15 protein-coding genes are annotated in these 18,359 nt (G+C 69.0%); 11 read left to right on the top strand and 4 right to left on the bottom strand.

The features are described 5' to 3' along the window. Positions 1-92: 92 nt before the first annotated feature. Positions 93-3,203: a hypothetical protein gene (locus IRZ30_RS08620; RefSeq protein ID WP_294084531.1), complete on the bottom strand. Its 3,111-nt coding sequence runs from the start codon at positions 3,201-3,203 to the stop codon at positions 93-95. A gap of 118 nt (positions 3,204-3,321) precedes the next feature. On the opposite strand from IRZ30_RS08620, the gene IRZ30_RS08615 reads away from it, so the two are divergent. Both IRZ30_RS08615 and IRZ30_RS08610 read left to right on the top strand, forming a co-directional pair. Beyond that, positions 3,322-3,669 (top strand): hypothetical protein, encoded by a 348-nt coding sequence (locus tag IRZ30_RS08615; RefSeq protein WP_294084529.1) that lies wholly within the window; start codon positions 3,322-3,324, stop codon positions 3,667-3,669. Between the two features lie 689 nt (positions 3,670-4,358). After that, positions 4,359-5,723 carry a serine hydrolase gene (locus IRZ30_RS08610; RefSeq protein ID WP_294084527.1) on the top strand — a complete coding sequence of 455 codons (1,365 nt, stop codon included), beginning with the start codon at positions 4,359-4,361 and terminating at the stop codon, positions 5,721-5,723. 219 nt (positions 5,724-5,942) lie between these two features. On the opposite strand, the gene IRZ30_RS08605 is transcribed toward IRZ30_RS08610, so the two are convergent. Then, positions 5,943-8,204 (bottom strand): xanthine dehydrogenase family protein molybdopterin-binding subunit, encoded by a 2,262-nt coding sequence (locus tag IRZ30_RS08605; protein WP_294084525.1) that lies wholly within the window; start codon positions 8,202-8,204, stop codon positions 5,943-5,945. Positions 8,205-8,399: 195 nt separating this feature from the next. On the opposite strand from IRZ30_RS08605, the gene IRZ30_RS08600 reads away from it, so the two are divergent. After that, positions 8,400-9,413 carry a hypothetical protein gene (locus IRZ30_RS08600; RefSeq protein WP_294084524.1) on the top strand — a complete coding sequence of 338 codons (1,014 nt, stop codon included), beginning with the start codon at positions 8,400-8,402 and terminating at the stop codon, positions 9,411-9,413. Between the two features lie 527 nt (positions 9,414-9,940). Here IRZ30_RS08600 and IRZ30_RS08595 read toward each other — a convergent pair. Beyond that, positions 9,941-10,372 (bottom strand): cupin domain-containing protein, encoded by a 432-nt coding sequence (locus tag IRZ30_RS08595; protein ID WP_294084522.1) that lies wholly within the window; start codon positions 10,370-10,372, stop codon positions 9,941-9,943. A gap of 364 nt (positions 10,373-10,736) precedes the next feature. Between IRZ30_RS08595 and IRZ30_RS08590 the strand changes: the two genes are divergently transcribed. From IRZ30_RS08590 to IRZ30_RS08555, 8 genes are all read left to right on the top strand, one after another. After that, the gene (locus IRZ30_RS08590) at positions 10,737-10,871 is read left to right on the top strand and encodes a hypothetical protein (protein ID WP_294084520.1); all 135 of its coding nucleotides are present in this window, start codon (positions 10,737-10,739) and stop codon (positions 10,869-10,871) included. 926 nt (positions 10,872-11,797) lie between these two features. Further along, positions 11,798-12,214 carry a TIGR03667 family PPOX class F420-dependent oxidoreductase gene (locus tag IRZ30_RS08585; RefSeq protein WP_294084519.1) on the top strand — a complete coding sequence of 139 codons (417 nt, stop codon included), beginning with the start codon at positions 11,798-11,800 and terminating at the stop codon, positions 12,212-12,214. A 199-nt stretch (positions 12,215-12,413) separates the two neighbouring features. Then, positions 12,414-12,992 carry a DUF5655 domain-containing protein gene (locus tag IRZ30_RS08580; protein ID WP_294084517.1) on the top strand — a complete coding sequence of 193 codons (579 nt, stop codon included), beginning with the start codon at positions 12,414-12,416 and terminating at the stop codon, positions 12,990-12,992. A 271-nt stretch (positions 12,993-13,263) separates the two neighbouring features. After that, positions 13,264-14,136, top strand: coding sequence for a cytochrome c oxidase assembly protein (locus tag IRZ30_RS08575; protein ID WP_294084515.1), 873 nt, complete (start codon positions 13,264-13,266; stop codon positions 14,134-14,136). Positions 14,137-14,360: 224 nt separating this feature from the next. After that, positions 14,361-14,531 (top strand): hypothetical protein, encoded by a 171-nt coding sequence (locus tag IRZ30_RS08570; protein WP_294084513.1) that lies wholly within the window; start codon positions 14,361-14,363, stop codon positions 14,529-14,531. A 49-nt stretch (positions 14,532-14,580) separates the two neighbouring features. Then, positions 14,581-15,132, top strand: coding sequence for a cytochrome C oxidase subunit II (locus IRZ30_RS08565; RefSeq protein WP_294084511.1), 552 nt, complete (start codon positions 14,581-14,583; stop codon positions 15,130-15,132). Positions 15,133-15,156: 24 nt separating this feature from the next. Continuing rightward, entirely contained in the window at positions 15,157-16,896 is a 1,740-nt protein-coding gene (locus IRZ30_RS08560) for a cbb3-type cytochrome c oxidase subunit I (protein ID WP_294084510.1), read from the top strand. 51 nt (positions 16,897-16,947) lie between these two features. Further along, entirely contained in the window at positions 16,948-17,901 is a 954-nt protein-coding gene (locus IRZ30_RS08555; protein WP_294084509.1) for a COX15/CtaA family protein, read from the top strand. Positions 17,902-17,910: 9 nt separating this feature from the next. Here the strand turns inward: IRZ30_RS08555 and IRZ30_RS08550 are convergent, their stop codons facing one another. After that, positions 17,911-18,261, bottom strand: a complete 351-nt coding sequence (locus tag IRZ30_RS08550) for a cupin domain-containing protein (protein WP_294084507.1) — start codon at positions 18,259-18,261, stop codon at positions 17,911-17,913. Positions 18,262-18,359: the final 98 nt, after the last annotated feature.

Genomic DNA, 18,359 nt, shown 5'->3' with positions numbered 1-18,359 from the left:
TTCGGGCGCGGCGGGCTTTTTTTAAAAACACCCGGGGGGGCCCCCGGGGGGGGGGGGGGCCCCCGCCAGTCAGTCGTGCGACGGTGCCGCGTCTACCAGTAAACGTAGATCCACGACGATTGCCGTTCCTGACCACGGATCGTTGCCTTGGCGACGATGACGTCGGTGCCTGATGGGGTCATGCCGCTGAAGGAGCAGTACGCCAAGCCATTGATGCTGGTCGTGGTGGTGACGGTCTTGCCCGCGTTCGTGCCTTGGATAACCTCGCAGGTCACCGGGAGGTCCGGTATCAGTTGGTAATAGCCGTCGCGGACGATGAAGGCGACGCTGACGGAGTTCGAATACTTGCTCGGCTGCCCGCTCAGGTTGATGCTCGACTGACCCGGCAGCCAGGTCACGGTCGCCGTCGCGGTCTCGTCGGTGCCGTCGCCGTCGACGTCACCCGTTACGGTGACGGTGTCGACGTAGTTGTCGTACGTGGCGTTGTCGTAGTTCTTGACGCTACAGGTTGTACTGCCGTTCGCGCCGGTCGTGGCGTTGACCCACTGGCCGGTGTTCGGGCCGGCTGTGATCTGGCATTTCACGGGGACACCGCTCACCGGGCCGCCGTACGCGTCGACGGCCGTCACCGTCATGTTGAACCAGAACGTATACGCCAGCGACGACGACGTCGGCGACACCGTCAGCCTCGCCACGCCGGAGGGTTGCCAGGTGACGGTCACCGAGGTGGTCTCACCGGTGCCGTCGCCGTCGACATCGGCCGTGACGGTGATGGTGTCCGTGTCATTGTTGGCCGCGGCCTTGGCATCGGTGATGGCGCAGGTCGTCTGGCCGTCCGCTCCGATCGTGGCACCGGTCGACTGGCCGCTGTTCGGGCCGCTCGTCACCGCACAGGTGACGGCGACTCCGTTGGCCGGACCACCGTAGCCGTCCACCGCCGTGATGGTCAGCGTGACCGACTGGCGGGCCGTCGGCGTCGTGGTCGACGGGGTCGCGGTCAGGATCGTCGGGCCGGAGGGCTGCCAGATCAGCGTCACCGCGGTCGTCTCGGTCAGGTCCCGGACGCCATTGCCGTTGAAGTCGGCCCAAACGGTGACGGTGTCCTCGTGGTTGCTACCGGAGGCGGCGGTGTCGGTGATGGCGCAGCTCGCTCGACCGTTCTGGTCGGTCGTGGTCTGGATAGCCGGCGCTCCCGCGTTCGGACCGGCGCTGACCTTGCACTCCAGCGGGAAACCGGCGATCGGGCCGAAGGCGTTGAGAGCGGTGACGTGCAGCGTGTAGGTGCCGCGCGCCGTCGGCGTGGCCGACGTGGCGTCGACCGACAAGCCGGCCTGGAAGCGGGTGAAGTCGGTCCGGAGGAGGTTGTAGACCGCCGAGCCGTCACCGGCTACCTCGTAGTTGACGTTGTTTGAGACGCCGACCAGCGTGCCCCCGCCCAGCACGCCGACCACGGCTGCGCCACGGAACCCGCCCGGCATCTCGCCCAGGCTGAGCGTGTAGACCGTCGCCCCGGCGCCTGCCGGCAGAGTCAGATTCAGCGGCGCCTCCCCGTCATCCGCACCGGTTGTCGGCGCCACCGGCACCCCGGCCGCGTCGACGAACTGAACGCTCGCCGTCACGGCCATGCCGCTCGGGTTGAACAGGTTGATGCCGGAGGTATCTCCGGAGCCCGTCTGCGCGTTGCCCTTCTGCAGCAGTGGGAGCGCCAACTGCGACTCGTAGAGCACCCGGCCATTATCGAGCGTGCGCGATGCGCCACCCATCTGCGCCTGCCCGGCCGGGTACGACATGGCATGCCCCTGGCCCTGCCCGCCGAGGTACTTCACCTCGTCGACGGCGGCCGCCAGCGGGGCGGTGCCCGCTATCCGGACCGCGGTGATCTGGTTCTCGCCGATGCCGAAGTTCTCGCTCGCCGGGGTGTAGACGTACTCCATCGCCCGCGCCGGGATCGTCACCGTGTCGCTCGCGACGACATTCCCGGCGTAGTTGTAGTACGTCACCGTCACCCGGTTGTCGCGGTCCGACAGGTTGGCGATGTTGATGCCGGTGTTCCAGCCGTTGTAGTCGCGGAAGACCAGCGGGCCGAAGGTCACCGTCGCCGCAGCGCCGCCGGTCCGTGGCTGGGCGACGGTGGTCAGCATCATCCCGGTCGCCGGCTTCATGCGGAAGGCCGCCGCCACGACCGCATGGGTGGCATCGACCCAGACCGAGCCGACTTCGCCCTCGGGGAAGCCCGCGTCCTGGCGCAGGTCAACCGTCACCGACTCGCCCGGCTTGAGCATCCGGCCCGCGAGGAGCGCGACGCTCGGCCCGGCATAGCCCTGGCCGCCCGCGGCGTAGAAGGTCGCGTTCACCGAGGTGTTCTTACCGGAGACGTTCGTGATGACCAGTGCGGTGTTCCAGCCGGCGTTGGTCTGGGCGATGGGCACGATCCAGCGGGATTGGCCGTCAAGGAGCGCGCCGCCGTTGCCCGCGTCGGCGATGTCCGCGGCCGGGAGCGCGGTGTAGCCGTCCACCATCGCGGTGTCCGCCGAGGTCTGCACCCCGGTTGTGCCGACGGTGTGCTTCTCCACGCCCGCGATGCGGGGCGTCGGGCAGTCGTAGGCCGTCACGGTGTACGTGCCCGCCGGCTCGGCACCCCGCGGGCTCCAGTCGATCGCCACGGCGCCGTCGGCGTAGGTCCAGGTATAGTCGTGAGCCTCGGCAAAGGTGAGGCCGCCCTGGGTGACTCTGATGTAGTCCGGCCGCGCTGCCAGCCCGGTGATGACGTTGCCGTCGACCGTGTTCGGCGTGCCGCGCGTGGGTGACGCCGACGCGACCTCGACACAGACCCCGGCGCGCTCCAGGGCGGCCACGTCGGCCCAGGCCGCCACGGCGACCACGCCTGCGCCCGGCTCGGCGATCCCGAGCTCACCCGCCGTCCAGCTCTGCGATGCCCGCGGGTTGAGCGTGAGCGAGGTCAGCTCGTTGCCCGCCGCGTCCTTCACGGTCACCTTCACCGGGAATGGCTCGACATTCTGGACCGTGATCGCGCCCGAAATCCCCGCGATCCCGGCTAGACTAGCGTTGTTCGGTACCCAGGGGAAGTAGATCGTTCCCTCCCCAGGGGAATCGGGCGCCGCTGCCGCGGGCGCGACCGTGCCGATCGAGAGGCTGGCGACAAGCACCAGCATGACCACCAGGCTGGCCAGGCGGTGCTTCACTGGCGTGTCTCCTTTCGTAACGGGCCCCTTTCCGACATCGGCCCAGGAACACCATCCACCTGTTCGAGGGCTGGTCGGGTGGGTTGCACGTCAGGAGCACACGCCACTCGAACGAGCTTTGCCGAAACTCTATGACGTACGATTCGGCATATGGTTGTGTCATTATGTCATGAATCGGCATCGTCTCGCCCGAGGACGGGCGCTCGCAAACGCACATGAGGTAGGATGCGGCCGGGTTCGGCAAAGCAGCGGGAGGTGCGGCATCGGCGAAGAGCAGGCCATCATCATCGCCGCGGTGTTCAGCGTCCTGGTCATCGTGGCGACCGTCGGGATCGTTGGCCGGGTCCTGCCGGGGCACTGGCGTGCCCGTCGCTGGTCGCTGGTCGTCATCGATGTCATGCTTATCATCGGTTCGCTGCTGATTGCCTCCCGGCCGGTGATCGGTGTTGTGCGGCTGATGCGGTGATCGACCGCTCCCTCCGCGGGCTCGGGATGGAGCGGAGACACGGATTTCGTCGTGAATCCGGGGTTTTTTGGTCCGAAGGCGTGCATCAACTGGCGTGAGTGTGGCGCGTTCGGAAGCCGATCGGCCACGTGATGCCCCCCAACGTACTTGACATCTTTCTTTCCACTCTGTAATCTGGGGCCGGTCACGGCTGGACCCCGTGCCGAAGGGGACGTCGGCCGGGGTGGCGAGCCGGCCAGTCCGCGGCGACGCCACCAGCGTGGCCAACGCGCTCTCCCAGAGCGCGCGTCGTGGAAGACTCCAACACGACACCGGCACGGTGCGCCGGTTGGGGGACCGGTTGTGCCGCTGTCACGGTGCGGTGAGAGGAGCGGTCGCGGCATCGAGTGAGTCGCTCTCCAAGCGGCTCTGGCGTTGCCGGCCACCGCGTCAAGGGAAGGGAAGGGTGTCGGCTGGGATCGGCAGACAAGCGTTCTGTGGCTGCCCACCTGACCGCTCCTCCCACGCGCACCCACACTCTCTCCACCCGCTGGTCCGGGCGATCCTCCCACCCGCCTCAGGGCGCCAGATCTACCACCCACCGTCGATCTCAGCGAAGATTGCCCCAGACCGCAGCGGCACGGCCTTGCGGCGATAACCGGTTGTCCGTTTTGGGTGCTGTGCGCGCCCAACGCGAACGGGAGTGCTGAATGTCCGAGACGACCACGCCCGCCCCTGAGCTCGACGGGGTGGTGGAAGCTGCGATGACCCGCTGGGGAGTGCCCGGCCTGACGCTGGGTATCCTGCGCGACGGGGAAGCCGAGACCCGCGCCTACGGCGTCGCCAGCCTGGAGAGCGGCTACCCCGTACGGCCGGATAGCCTGTTCCAGATCGGGTCGATCTCGAAGGTCTACACCGCGACGCTGGTCATGACCTTCGTCGAGGAGGGCGTGCTCGATCTCGACACGCCGGTGTCGACGTACCTGCCGGACCTCGTGCTGGCCGACCCCGCGGCGCGCGACGCGATCACCGTCCGCCACCTGCTGGCTCACACCAGCGGGTTGGAAGGTGACCGCTTCACCGACTATGGCATGGGGGACGATGCCCTGAGCCGCGCCATCGCCGAGTTCCATACCCTGCGGCAGATCACCCCGCCCGGCGAGACCTGGTCCTACTGCAACACCGGCTTCTACCTCACCGGCGCCATCATCGAGCGGCTGACCGGGAAGCCGTTCGAGACGGTCATGCGGGAGCGGATCCTGGAGCCGCTGGGCCTCACACGCTCCTTCTTCTTCGCGCACGAGGCGATCACCTACCCGGTGGCGGTCGGCCACTTGCCGGTCCAGCCGGGTGAGCCGGCCCACGAGGTGGCACGCCGCTTCCCGCTGCCGCGCTGCGTCAACGCCGCCGGCGGCATCATCTCCGACGTCGGCGACCTGCTCCGCTTCGCCGCGTTCCACCTGGGCGACGGCACGGTGGATGGGCAGCGGGTGCTCTCCCCGGAATCGCTGGCGGCGATGCGCGAGCCGCAGACGGAGGCGGGGAGCTTCGCCGAAGCCTACGGCCTGGCCTGGGCGCTGCACGCCTACGACGGCGGGTGGGTCGTCGGGCACGGCGGCTCGACCGGCGGGTACCAGGCCCAGCTCCGTATCGTGCCGGGGAGTGGCTTCGCCGTGGGGGTTCTGACGAACAGCGCGCAGGGCGCGGCGGCGTACAGCGAGATCATCGACTGGGTGCTGGAGCATGAGTGCGGCCTGCGGCCCGTTCGGCCGGAGCCGGTGAGCCTGTCCGCGGACGAACTGGCCTGGTCCGCCGGGCGCTACCACCGGCCCGACGTCGACATCACGATCTCGGTCGATGGGGACCGGCTGCGCGGCGAGGTGGTGAACCGCAACCTGATCACCGGCAAGGTGACGACGCTGCCCCCGATGACGCTCATCCCGATCGGCGAGCGCCGCGTCCGGATCGCGGACACGCACGTGCGCGGGGAGACGATCGAGTTCCTGGAGGGCCCCGACGGCAACCCTCGCTTCCTCCGCTTCCACGGCCGCCTGGCGGACTGGCAGGGGCGATAGCGCCTGGGCTGGACGACCCGCAGCAGTATCGCAACGAGTGCCGCCGTCGGTGTCAAACCGACGGCGGCTTCGCGAATAGCCCTCACCCCCGGCCCCTCTCCCAAAGTTGGGAGAGGGGAGCTGGACACGAGCGGCCGGCGGGCACGCCCGCGCTCGTGAGTAAAGAAGAACCCCCTCTCCCACAAGGGGAGAGGGGGTCAGGGGGTAAGGGTCCGTCCCCTAATTCGCCTTCGCGATGGCCGCGCGGATGCGCGGGGCGGTCATGGGGAGGTCGGTGACGCGGGCGCCGGTCGCGTCGGCGATGGCGTTGGCAATGGCCGCCGCGGTCGGGATGACCGGCGGCTCGCCGACGCCCTTCGCGCCGAACGGCCCGGCCGAGGACGGCAGCTCCACCAGCTTCACCTCGATCGGTGGAACCTGCGGGGCAGCCGGCAGGCTGTAGTCCATCAGCGTCGGGTTCAGCGGCTGGCCGTTGTCGTCGTAGATCAGGCCCTCGTGCAGCGCCCAGCCGATGCCCTGAGCCACACCGCCCTGGACCTGCCCTTCCACGAGCGCCGGGTTCAGCGCCCGTCCGACGTCCTGCACCGCGACGATCCCCAGCAGGGTCACCTCGCCGGTCGCCGGGTCCACCCGAACGTGGGCGAGCTGACCGGAGAAGCCGGGCGCGCGCGCCGTCACGGCCGACTTGCCGACACCGTAGACCGGCTCGTACTTGCCGCCGAACGTCATGCTCATGCGCGCGATCTCGGTGATGGCGATCGACCGGTCGGGCACGCCCTTGACCTGGACCCGGCCGTCGACCATCTCCAGATCCTCCGGCGCCGCTTCCAGCTCGGCCGCGGCGATGGCGAACACCTGCCGCCGCGCCTCCTCCGCTGCGGCGCGCACCGCCAGCCCCACGGTGTAGGTGATCTTGCTGCCGCCGCTCATCCCCGCGTACGGGGCGGCGTCGGTGTTGTCGGTGACGATCTTCACCCGGTCCACCGGAACGCCGAAGGTCTCGGCGGCGATCATCGCCATCGTCGTGTTGGTGCCGGTTATGTCGACCGACCCCAGGGAGACGGTGAGACTGCCGTCGGTGTTGAGCCGGACGTTGGCCGCGCAGGGCTCGACCCCGCCGGGCCAGCCGCCAACGGCGATGCCGAAGCCCTCGTTCGGACCGGCATTGCGCTGCTGCCAGCGGTCGCGCAGCGCCTCCAGCACCTCACGCAACCCCATCTCGGGCCAAGGCACGTCGTTGGGCTGCGGGTCGCCCGGGGCCGAGGCGTTGCGCAGGCGGAACTCCAGCGGGTCCCAGCCGAGGGCGCGGGCCGCCTCGTCCACCGCCTGCTCGATCGCAAACGTCCCCTGCGGCGCGCCGGGGGCGCGGTAGGCGCCGACACCCGGCTTGTTGGTCAGCACTTCGTAGCCGATCAGGTCGAGGTTGGCGCAGCGGTAGTAGCCGCCGATCATCAGCAGGGCCACGTTGGTGGGTGCACCGGGGTAGACGCCGGAGTCGAAGATGACGCGACCCTGGATCGCGGTGATGGTTCCGTCCTTCTTGGCACCAAGCTTCAGGTCGATCACCGCGCCCGGGGCGGGAGTCGCCAGCAGGAACTCCTCCATGCGGGTGAGGACCAGCTTGACCGGGCGGCCGGTGCGCAGCGCCAGCGCGCCAACCAGGGGCTCCAGGAGGACCGTCTTGCCGCCGAAGCCGCCACCGACCTCCATCGGCACGACCGTCACCTGGTTCTGCGCCAGGCCCAGCGTGTCCGCGGTGACGGTGCGCGCGTAGAACTGCCCCTGGGTCGCGGTGTAGATGGTGAGGTTGCCCAGTGGGTCGGGCACCGCCAGCGTCGCGTGCGGCTCGATGTAGCCCTGATGCACCGAGGCTGTGGTGTAGGTGCGCTCGACGATGACGTCCGCCTCGGCGAAGCCCTGCTCGACATCGCCCCGGCGGAAACGGATGGCGCTGGTGACGTTGTCGCCCAGGCGGTTGACGTCGACCTCCTCACCGCCCTGGACCGTGGCGTGCATCTGCGCCTCAGCCCACTCCCCCTCCTGCGCCTTCGGGCGGATCACCGGGGCGTCGGGCTGCATGGCGGCGTGCGGATCGACCACGACGCCGAGCGGCTCGTAGTCGACCTGGACCAGCGGCGCGGCTTCCTCCGCGGCCGCCTCCGTCTCGGCGATCACCACCGCCACCGGCTGACCGTAATAGATCACCTTGTCGCGCGCGAGCATCGCCCGCGCCCGCTCCGACGGCTCCGGGCCGTCCGGCAGCAGGTCCGCGCCGGTGACGACGTCCACCACGCCGGGGACCGCCCTCGCGGCGCTGGTGTCGATGCCTTTGATGCGGGCGTGTGCCTGCGTCGCGGTCGTGAGCCGGGCGATGAGGGTTCCCGGCGGGGTCAGGTCGGCGGTGTAGCGGGTTTGGCCGCGCACCTTCTGCGGTGAGTCGACGCGTGGGATCGCCTTCCCGATGAGCGTAGTCGCGGTCATTCTGCCTCCCTCGGCTGCTCGTGCCGGTCTTGCGACCGGAATCTTGAGCCTTCGCTGCCTTACCGTCAAGGCACAGCCGCCGCCGCGAGGCCACCCCGGCCACGGGCGAGCGGTACATCCAGCCCTTGTCGCGTGTACGGACAATGCGTACGATCATCGGGCGGGATGGCACGGTTGCGAGAGAGGACGGCCGGCGTGCGGCGGAGATCGCGGGGATCGTGGAACAGCGTCCAGCGGCGAGCGGTGCAGGCGTTCGCGATGATCCTGGCCGCAGCCATCCTCGCTGCCTGCGGTGGATCCGGTCCCGCTGCAACGACGGGACCGGGCGCCGCGCGTGGCACCCCCGGCGTGGCCTCGCCGGTCACCTCGGTCCTGCCCCTTATCGCGACCCCGACGCTCGCCGCCACGCCCACGGCGTCGCCGCCCACCGCGTCGCTGCGCGATGTCGACTGGCGCGCGGTCCTGACCGGCGATCCCGCGCTCGACTTCGGCGCCGCGCCGTCGGGCTTCCCCGACGAGCTGGGCGACCTCTACCTGCCGGATGGGCCGGGTGGGGTCTACGGTTTCCCCGCCCTGGATGAGATCCGCTACGGCGACCTCGACGGCGACGGCCAGGAGGACGCCGTCATCCCGTTCCACTCCGGCGGCACCGCGGGCGCGATCGGCGTCCTGGTCTACCGCGCGACGCCGGACGGACCGCGACTGGCGGCGGCGCAATCGGCATACAAGATGGAGATCCGCCTCGACGGCGGCGAGCTGGTTCTGCGCACCGCGGCGTACGCCGGTTGGGAGCCGAACTGCTGCCCCAGCGCCTGGGTTGAGACCCGCTACCGGCTTTCGGGTGACGCGCTCGTACCGACCGCGGAGCAGGTCGAGCCGGTCCAAGGGGGCGAGCTGCGCACCGTCGAGCACTTCTACGGGCTGCTCGATGCGGGCGACTACGCGGCGGCGTACACCTTCCTCTCGCCCGCCTTCCAGGCAGCGAACCCCTACGACGCCTGGGTCGCCGGCTTCCAGAACACCGAACGCGTCATCGCCTACGTGGCTCAAAGCGAGCCGAGCCGCGTCACGGTGAACCTGGAGGCCCACGAGCGCGACCCTGCCGGGGACACCCGCGTGCGCCACTTCAGCGGCACTTGGGACCTGATCTTCGACACCACGCGCCGACAATGGCTGCTCGACCGGGCGGAGATCCGCGAGGTGGAGTGACGCTCGCGAACAGCGCCGCGCGGCGCGTATGTCTCGTCCTTTGGAGTGCGGCGGCCCGCGCCGCCGCGTTGGTATGGCGCGGCCGCAGCCGCGCCCGGGGTGGGTGCGTACCGTCGTCGGGACGCGGATGGGTGGCGTGCAGGATCCCACGCCGTGACACGTGCCCGGTGCTCAAGCCCCGGGCTCACAACGAAAGCCGGCTGAAGCCGGCTGAGGACGCTGGGTCCGATCGGGGGCCGAACCGGGCACGCCGGGATGTCGCCATCACAGCCCCTTCAGTGGGCTTACCAAAATATCAGCCCGGCGGCTTTAGCCCGGGGCACCGACCAACCGGCGGACACCTCTCTGCCTGAGTGTGAGCGCGCTTTCCCAGCCGGCTTCAGCCGGCTTTCCTTGTCAGCCCGGGGCTTGAGCCCCGGGCACAGGCCGCGGCATGGGATCCTTCGCGCAACCCATCCCCGGGCCCCTACCCGGGCAGTGGATACCGTGTCAGCCGGGGGTATCGGAGCGTCGGTTCCTTTCCGTTACTACCTGCGGTCAGGGGTGAAGCCCGCTTCGGCCTCCAGCTCGGGCAACAGCACTACGCTCTCTTGCTCGTTCGGGTCGGTGCGGGCGACGACGGCGATGCACGGCTCGGTCTGACTGCGGTTGGCCGGCAAGTGCGGGACGCCGGCCGGGATGTAGACGAAGTCGCCCGCGCCGGTGACGACATGCTCGCGGAGCCCTTCGCCGTACCACATCTCCGCCTCGCCGCTGAGCACGTAGATGGCCGTCTCGTGTCGCTCGTGCAGATGCGCCCTGGCTCGGCCGCCGGGCGGAATGGTCAGCAGGTGCATGCAGAGCCCGGTCGCACCCGCGCTCTGGGCGGAGATACCCTCGAAGTAGGAAAAGCCCTGCTTGCCCTCGTAGCTGTGGCTGCCTCGAACGACGGTGCAGGTGGGCTGGGCTGGCTCCGGCATGCGCGTCCTCCTTGCTCGTTCCCGGTCATGCGTTCGGCGCATCGTAGCACCGCGCTGGCTCGGGGCCAAGAACGGGCCGCGAGGAATACTGGTGGATTGGCGGGTGAGCCGGTCGTCAGGACGCCAGCGCTGAGCGGATTGAACGATGGGACTGGATGCGTGACCGGCAATATATGCGCAACATTCAGAACAACCCAGCAGCCTAATTGCCATTAACTCAGCCTCGCGCCTTCAGACTACTTGACTCGGTGGAACCATTCCCCTACGATCTCTTCGTCCGTCCAACGGCAAGTGGTTCGTTTGGTCCGGTGACCGGGCACAGCGAGCCCGCCGCGGTGGGGTGTACGCGAGAGAGGGGGCGAGTTTGACGCGGGGATCGGTGCTCGGTCGCCTGGTGCGATCGGGACGGGTGGTGGTGCTGCTCGTCGTCGGCCTGCTGGTGGGGCTGTTCAGCGGGGTGGCGCTGGCCAACCAGGACGCCCAGGTGATCTACGGCTGAAAACCGGGTTGGCCGGGTTGCTGCGCATCGTGGACAACCCGAAAAAGTGTTGGTGGTTCGAGACGCCCATTTCCTGGAACCAGATGGGGCTGCAGGGGCCACAGGGGCCGCAGGGTGAGAAGGGTGACCCGGGTCCACAGGGGCCACAGGGGCCAGTGGGACCGGCGGGACCCAAGGGCGAGAAAGGCGATCCGGGTCCACAGGGGCCAGCGGGACCGGCGGGACCCAAGGGCGAGAAAGGCGATCCGGGTCCACAGGGGCCAGCGGGCCCGCAGGGGCCACAGGGACCGAAAGGTGAGAAGGGCGATTCAGGTCTGGATAACATCACGATCTACACGCCAACCCCAGTGACCATTGAGAATGGGCAGAGTGGGTCCTGGGAGTTCACCTGTCAGGTTCCCAGTAATCGCGTCTTGGGTGGAGGGTATGAAATTCAGCCTGGCGGACCTGGGGTGGAAGTGCGGGCGAGCCGACCGATTCAATCCTTAGTCCAAGTGTGGCGGGTGATCGTTACTAACAATTCCGGAACAAACCAGGAATTGACCGTCTCGATGATCTGTGCGCAATAAGGCACACCGGTCATCCCATCGGTGATCCACTGGCCGCTGGCGATGTCTCGTCTCCAGCGGCTTCCTTGTCTCCATCCGCGGGGCGGTCGCCAGCACCGTTCGGACGGTGCGCCGGCTGGGGGCGTGGTGGCGCGCCGGCACGGCCTCCGCGTTCGGGGTGCGTCGCGTCTCAGCGGTGGGAGTGCGGCACGCCGGGGCCACGACCGCGAGTCGGCCCTCCATGTCCAGGGTCCGGCGCGCAGTGGGGAGAACGGCTGAGGCCAGGGCCGAGTGTCGCGCTCCCGAGCGGATAGACTGGGAGGGACGGACGCTGTTGGACGTAAGCAGGTATGAGTGAGGAGTGGGAGGGGCATCGCGATGCTCGATACCACCACGGAGTGGGGACGGCTGGCTGAGCGGCGGCTGCGTGAGGAGGAGGTCATCTGGCTCACGACCGTCCGGCGGGATGGGCAGCCGCAGCCGATCCCCGTCTGGTTCCTGTGGGACGGGGAGACGATCCTCATCTACTCGCGGCCGGATCAGCAGAAGGTGCGCAACATCCGCCACAACCCAAAGGTGTCGCTGCACTTCAACACTGACGAATACGGCGACAGCGTGGTGCGGATCGACGGCGTGGCGGAGATTGTGCCGGACGCGCCGCCCGTTACCGAGGTGCCGGAGATGATCGAGAAGTACCGGGACGGGATCCGGCGCATCGGCTCCGACCCTGAGTCGTTCGCCCGCGACTACTCGGTCGCCATCCGCGTCGTGCCGCAGCGGTTCTACGGCTGGTAGCCTCATGCAGAGCCGGACAGGGTCGTCGGCAGGCTGCACGGCGGACACGGATCGCCTGCGGTTCGTCGGGCGACGAGCTTGGCAAGCCGGCGCTCACGGCGGCAGCCCGCCGGATGAGCACTTCGCCATCTCGGAAACGGCCGGTCTATCCTGTGCTCGTTGGGTTCCTGCGCCTTGGACTCTGTGGGGGAGATGAGTCATGAGCATTCCCGGCGCGCGTGATTGGCGCGAGATGACGGCATGGATGGCCGAGTTGCTGAAGCGGCGGACCGGTGACGACGTGGAGACGTGGAATGCCCGCGTGCGCGAATCCGGCGCGCACGACGAGGCGAGCCTGCGGGCGTGGCTCACCGAGCAGGGCGTAACCGGCTACGCGCAAACGCTCCTGGTGATGGAGCGGTTCGGCTATCCGGACTTCTTCCTCGCCACGGCGGACGATCTGATCGCCGGGCAATACGCCGACCGACCCGCGCTCCGGCCGATCCTGGACGCCGTGCTGGTGCGGGCGGGGCAGCTTGGTGAGGTGAAGGTTCAGGCGCGCAAGACGTTTGTGGCCCTGGTCACGCCGCGCCGGACCTTCGCGGTGGTGCAACCCACGACCAAGCGGCGGGTGGATCTCGGGCTGCGACTCGCGGACCCGCCACTTGGCGGGCGCCTCCGTGCTGCCTCGAGCATGGGCAACGGCGCCATGACGGCGCGGATCGGCCTCGAATCGGTGGAGGAGGTCGACGACGAGGTCGACGAGTGGCTGCGGCGCGCCTACGAGGAGAACACCTGATCCGACGATCGCGCCGGCGAATGACGCGCGTTCGTCCACGGCGCCGGCGACAGAACGAATGCGGTCGTGCCGCGGCTGTCCCGACCAGCGCCCCGATCGGGAGCCGCTGAGTGCGTAACCTGGACTTGACACGGCCGTCCGGGTTCCGGATGATGCCCGCATCGACAATTCGCGCGGTGCTCGTTGAGTCGCTGCGTAGTCCGTGGTTGGACGCCTCCCGCGCCTAGGAGCATCCTCCGCGCGTTTCACGCAGTTCCCGGGGAAGGCGATCATGGTCATCCCCCTGCTCCACGTGACCAGTGACGCGAACCCGGTCGAGTGGTATCTGGCCTGGCATGTCGATCCGCTCCTCACCGTGCTGCTCGGCGGCTCCGCGGCCGGGTACCTGCTCGCCTACCGGGCGGCCGCCCGGACCGGTCGGCGGGTGCCACCCCGTTGGCAGGTTCTCACCTACCTTGGTGGGCTGGTGAGTCTGGCGGTGGCGCTCATGGGTCCGCCGGACCACTTCAACGGCGTGCTCTTCTCGGTCCACATGGTCCAGCACCTGATCCTCATGCTGGTCGCCGCGCCGCTGCTGGCCTTGGGCCGGCCGGTGCAGGTTCTCCTGCGTGGCCTGCGCCCGCACCACAGCCGCGCGCTGATGGGGATCACGGCCGGGCACCCCGAGTTGCGCGGGCTGCTCGGTATGGTCGTCCACCCGGTGACCGTGTTCCTCCTCTACAATGGGAGCTTCCTCTTCTGGCATCTCCCCGGACCCTATCAGGCCGCCGTGCGCGACGAGCTTATCCACGATCTGGAGCATGTCGCCTTCTTCGGCACGGCACTCCTCTTCTGGTGGGTGCTGATCGATCCGGTCCCGCGGCACTATCGCCTGTCCACGACCGCGGCCGCGCTGCTGCTGTTCGCGACGTGGATGGCCGGGGATCTCATCTGCGCCACGATCACCCTGTCTCGCGACCTCATTTATCCGGTTTACGCCGAGACGGAGACGCCCTGGGGCTTGACCCCGCTCGGCGACCAGCGGCTTGGGGGAGCGATCATGTGGGTCAGCGCGGGCCTCTACTACGCGGTGGTCCTGATCGGTCTCCTCGCCGCGCCGTACCTCCGAACGCGCCCGGCGAACCACGCCGGCCAGCACGCCTGATCGGTCCGCGCCCAGCGACTTGGCGCGGCATTGGATCCCACCCCAGCGGGTGGGGCGAAACCATCCCGACGGGTAGGACACAGCCGGTGGCGTTGTTGCTACCGTAGCGCAAACCCGGTAGCGTAGCGCGACCTAGCGTCCCAACGGTAGTTCCCTGGTCATCCGCGGCAGCGGTTCATATCGCCGGTTGCGGCTCGATGAGCGTACCGGAAGGGGCATGACGTATGGCACACGACGATCCAACGCAGACTCCGAGTCGGGAGCGACCCCCCTGGCCGCAGGTGCTCCTCGACGACCTGTTCTTGCTCCTGCTCGCCGGACTGGTGGTGCCGACGTTGACCTACATCGTGTGGGGGCTGATCAGCCTGGCCAACGTGCCGCTCTTCGGGGAGTAGCGCCAGGGTCGGGTGGATCGCCCTCGCGACGGGGGAAAAGGGGGTGTGCATGGCTGGCCGGTTCAGCCCGCTGGCGAAGCCCCAGGGGATGTGGTGGAGCCCGCTGGGCCGCGACGAGCGGCTCTGGGTGGCAATCGCCGCCATCTGGGGTCTGGGCATGTTCCTCATGATCGCGTTCATCTGGCCGGCGATCGGCAACGAGCAGAATGAGATTCAAAGCTACCGGATCGATCCCGCCGAGTTCCATCGACTAACCACGGAGTTCACCGAGACGTACCAGATCGGGGAGATGGATGGCGTCCCGGTGGTCGCTCCACCGCCCGGCAGCGACATCTACCTGGAGGCGCAGCAGTTTGCCTGGCGGCCCGTGGTGCAGCTCAAGCGCGGTGAGCAGTACCGGTTCCTGATCTCCTCGCGCGATGTGCAGCACGGCTTCTCGCTGGTGATGGAGCGCCACAGCCTCAACTTCCAGGTCTTGCCGGGGTTCATCACCGCGATCCACCTGACGCCCGAGCAGGTGGGCGAGTTCGCCGTCGTCTGTAACGAGTTCTGTGGCGCGGGTCACCACCTCATGACCGGCCGGATCATCGTGACCGACTAAGGCGCGGGGGAAAGGGGCGACACGATGCAGACGGTAATATCGGGCCTGGCGCGCCGCTGCGGGGTTACCGGGCTGGTGATCGACCGGTCGGCCGAGCGGCTCATCAAGTTCCACGCGGTGACCGCGGTCCTCTTCCTGGCGCTGGGCGGCACGCTGGCACTGCTGATCGCGCTGACCCGCTGGCAGGTGGTCCATCTCCTGCCGGCCAAGCAGTTCTACGCCTTCCTCTCCGCGCACGGCATGGTCATGCTGATCTTCTGGATCCTCTTCTTCGAGATGGCCGGCCTCGTCTTCGGCAGCACGGTGCTGCTGAGCGCGCGGATGGTAGTACCCGGGCTCGGCTGGGTGGCCTACGCCATGATGCTGGGTGGCGCGGTGGTCGCCACCGGGCTGATGCTGACCGGCCGAGCGACGGTGATGTTCACCTCCTACCCACCGCTGCAGGCCCCGCCCCTCTACTACGCGGCGGTCCTGGTCTTCGCGGTGGGGGCGATCCTAGGGGTGGTTCACTTCTTCATCAACGTCGTCGCCGCGCGGATGCGGGGGGATGTCGGCACCCTGCCGCTCTTCACCTTCGCGCTGGCGGGGGCGGGGATCATCGCGCTCTGGAGCCTGATCTCGGGCGCGGCGGCGCTGCTGCCGGCCTTTCTCTGGTCGGCGGGGGTGATCGACTCGATCGATCCGGGCGTCTACCGGCTCCTCTATTGGGGGTTGGGGCACGGGGCGCAGCAGGTGAACCTCGCGGCGATGGTGGCGGTCTGGTACGGGCTCGCGAGCATGATGACCGGCGGCCGCCCCCTCAATGAAGGCCTGAGCCGCTTCGCGATCGTCCTCTACATCTTCTTCATCAACATGGGGTCGATGCACCACTTGCTGGTCGACCCGGGCCTGACTCCGTGGCTGCGCAACATCAACACCAGCTATTTCATGTACCTGGCCGTGCTCGGGAGCCTGATCCATGGCTTCAGCATCCCCGCCTCGATCGAGCTGGGGATGCGGGCACAGGGGCACCGGCAGGGGCTGTTCGGCTGGCTGCGGCGGGCGCCCTGGGGTGAACCCGGCTTCGCCGCGCTCGCGGTGAGCCTGCTCATCTTCGGGGTCATGGGCGGCATCAGCGGCGTGATTATCGGCGGGCCGCAGGTGAACATGATCGTCCACAACACGCTGCTGTCGCCCGCGCACTTCCATATGACGGTGGTGGCGGGCACGACGATCGCCTTCATGGGGCTCGCCTACTACCTGGTGCCGCTGATCTTCCAGCGGCAGCTCATGCTGCGGGGCTGGGCCAGGTACCAGCCGTACATCTACGGCGCGGGCATGGTCGTCTGGGGGCTTGGAACCGGACTGGCGGGGCACTGGGGCGTGCCGCGGCGGCACTGGGACATCACCTTCGACCGCGTCTCGACGCTCCCCACCGAGATCTTCCAGACGACTGCGGTGAATGTCTTCATGGCGCTGCTGGGTATCGGCGCGGTCATTGCGGTGATTGGCGGGGCGATGTTCGTGACGATCATCGTTGCCACCGTCGCGCTTGGGCAGCGCACCGCGACGCCGAACCTCGGGCGGGTTATGGCGAACGCGTTCTCGTCGGCGCCGGCCGTGGCCGGAGCCTCCGGTGAGGAGGGGGAGGCTCCGGTGCCCGCCCATGGCGCGTTCGAGGCGCCGGGCGCGCTGGTGCTGTCCCTGGCGTTCTTGACGCTGTTCGTGTTGCTGTACGGCTTCTCCTGGTTTGAGTTGAGCACCGTGCCCTGGCAGGTGCGCTAGATCCGGCCGGGGCGTGGGACGTAGGAAAGCGTGAGAGGTGGTCTAGCTCTGGTGTCCTCAACGAAGGTCCCCCGACGTTTCGCCCGGCTGGCGATCGCCACCGCGGTCGCTGGCTATCTCCTGATCGTGGTCGGCGGCACGGTCCGCGTGACGGGTGCCGGTATGGGCTGCGGTCCCGACTGGCCACTCTGCAACGGCCAGGTTATCCCAGAGTGGGACGTGCTGGCCTGGACCGAGTTCATCCACCGGATCGTGGCGCTTTCGGTCATCCTGCTCACCGGGCTGCTCGCGGTGCAGGGCTGGCGGCTGCGGCGGGTCAATCCCTGGTTCGCTCGCCTGCCGCTGGCTGCGGTTGGGCTGGTACTGGTGCAGGCGTCGCTCGGCGCGATCACGGTGTTCACCCACCTGGACGCGCTGGTCGTCACGATCCATCTGGGGGTGGCGCTCACCTATCTGGCGATCGGCCTGACTCTCGCCCTGCTCGCGGTGGCGGCGAACGGCGCGCGTGGGGAGTCTCGCGCCGGGCGCGGCACGCGGCTCGGTGCCAGGGCGCCTGCCGCCGCAGCGGGCGTCTTCGCGGTGATGCTGACCGGGGCGTACACCGCCAAGAGCGGCGCCAGCATCGCCTGCACCGAGTGGCCGCTCTGCGGCGGGGCGTGGGTGCCGACGGGCTGGACGCCGGTCGACGTCCACCTGACCCACCGGTGGACCGCGGTCGTGGCGGCCGTGCTGGTGGCGGTGGTGGGGCGGAACGCTCGGCGCTGGCGTGTGGACGCGCCGATGCTCGCGACACTCGGCAGCACCGCCGACATGCTGATGGTCCTGCAGATCCTGGTCGGGGCGGCCAACATCTGGCTCGACCTCGCGCCGGCGGTGCGGATCGCCCACCTGGCGATTGCGACGCTCATCTGGGCGCTGATGGTGTTGCTGGTGCTGCTGGATCGGCGCCCGGCGCTGGCGGCCGCCCCGCTGCCCCGTCCGGCGCCCGCCCCGTCCGGTGCCTGAGCGGGGATGCTAACCCCGGTTCGGGCCGGGTGCCTCGTCGCGGCGAGGGCTGAGGGCGTTGAGCGTCTCGACGACTTCGTCGCCGACGACCCGGGCGCCGTGGGGGACATCCCCCGGGATGACCGCGACCTCGCCGGGGCCGAACACCCGCCGGGTGCCGGCAACGTCGAACTCGATCCGCCCGCGCAGCACGGCGGTGACCTGCTCCTGCGGGTGGTGATGCTGGGGGAAGACGCTGCCCGGCTGGTAGACGTAGCGGACCAGCGTCTGCCGCTCGCCGTGGACCACCTGGCGGGTGATCCCGGGGTAGACCTCCTCGGCCGGGATGTCATCCCAGGCCACCGCGCGTACGTCCGTCATCCTCCCGCTCCCTTCACCGCTCCCGGGTGCCCCCTCACCCCCCGGCCCCTCTCGGATGGAGCCCACCAGGGGAGAGGGGCGGTGATGGACTCCTGCAC

Source organism: Sphaerobacter sp. (assembly GCF_019683595.1).
Lineage (GTDB): Bacteria > Chloroflexota > Chloroflexia > Thermomicrobiales > Thermomicrobiaceae > Sphaerobacter.
The sequence above is the reverse complement of the archived record's forward strand: the minus strand, read 5'-3'. Positions and strand labels throughout refer to the sequence as shown.

Bases quoted from the DNA above. Each gene is read 5' to 3' on its own strand.
- IRZ30_RS08565 (WP_294084511.1), top strand. From the start codon at position 14,581: ATGGCTGGCCGGTTCAGCCCGCTGGCGAAGCCCCAGGGGATGTGGTGG.
- IRZ30_RS08550 (WP_294084507.1), bottom strand. From the start codon at position 18,261: ATGACGGACGTACGCGCGGTGGCCTGGGATGACATCCCGGCCGAGGAG.
- IRZ30_RS08610 (WP_294084527.1), top strand. From the start codon at position 4,359: ATGTCCGAGACGACCACGCCCGCCCCTGAGCTCGACGGGGTGGTGGAA.
- IRZ30_RS08595 (WP_294084522.1), bottom strand. From the start codon at position 10,372: ATGCCGGAGCCAGCCCAGCCCACCTGCACCGTCGTTCGAGGCAGCCAC.
- IRZ30_RS08570 (WP_294084513.1), top strand. From the start codon at position 14,361: ATGGCACACGACGATCCAACGCAGACTCCGAGTCGGGAGCGACCCCCC.
- IRZ30_RS08605 (WP_294084525.1), bottom strand. From the start codon at position 8,204: ATGACCGCGACTACGCTCATCGGGAAGGCGATCCCACGCGTCGACTCA.
- IRZ30_RS08575 (WP_294084515.1), top strand. From the start codon at position 13,264: ATGGTCATCCCCCTGCTCCACGTGACCAGTGACGCGAACCCGGTCGAG.
- IRZ30_RS08585 (WP_294084519.1), top strand. From the start codon at position 11,798: ATGCTCGATACCACCACGGAGTGGGGACGGCTGGCTGAGCGGCGGCTG.
- IRZ30_RS08580 (WP_294084517.1), top strand. From the start codon at position 12,414: ATGAGCATTCCCGGCGCGCGTGATTGGCGCGAGATGACGGCATGGATG.
- IRZ30_RS08560 (WP_294084510.1), top strand. From the start codon at position 15,157: ATGCAGACGGTAATATCGGGCCTGGCGCGCCGCTGCGGGGTTACCGGG.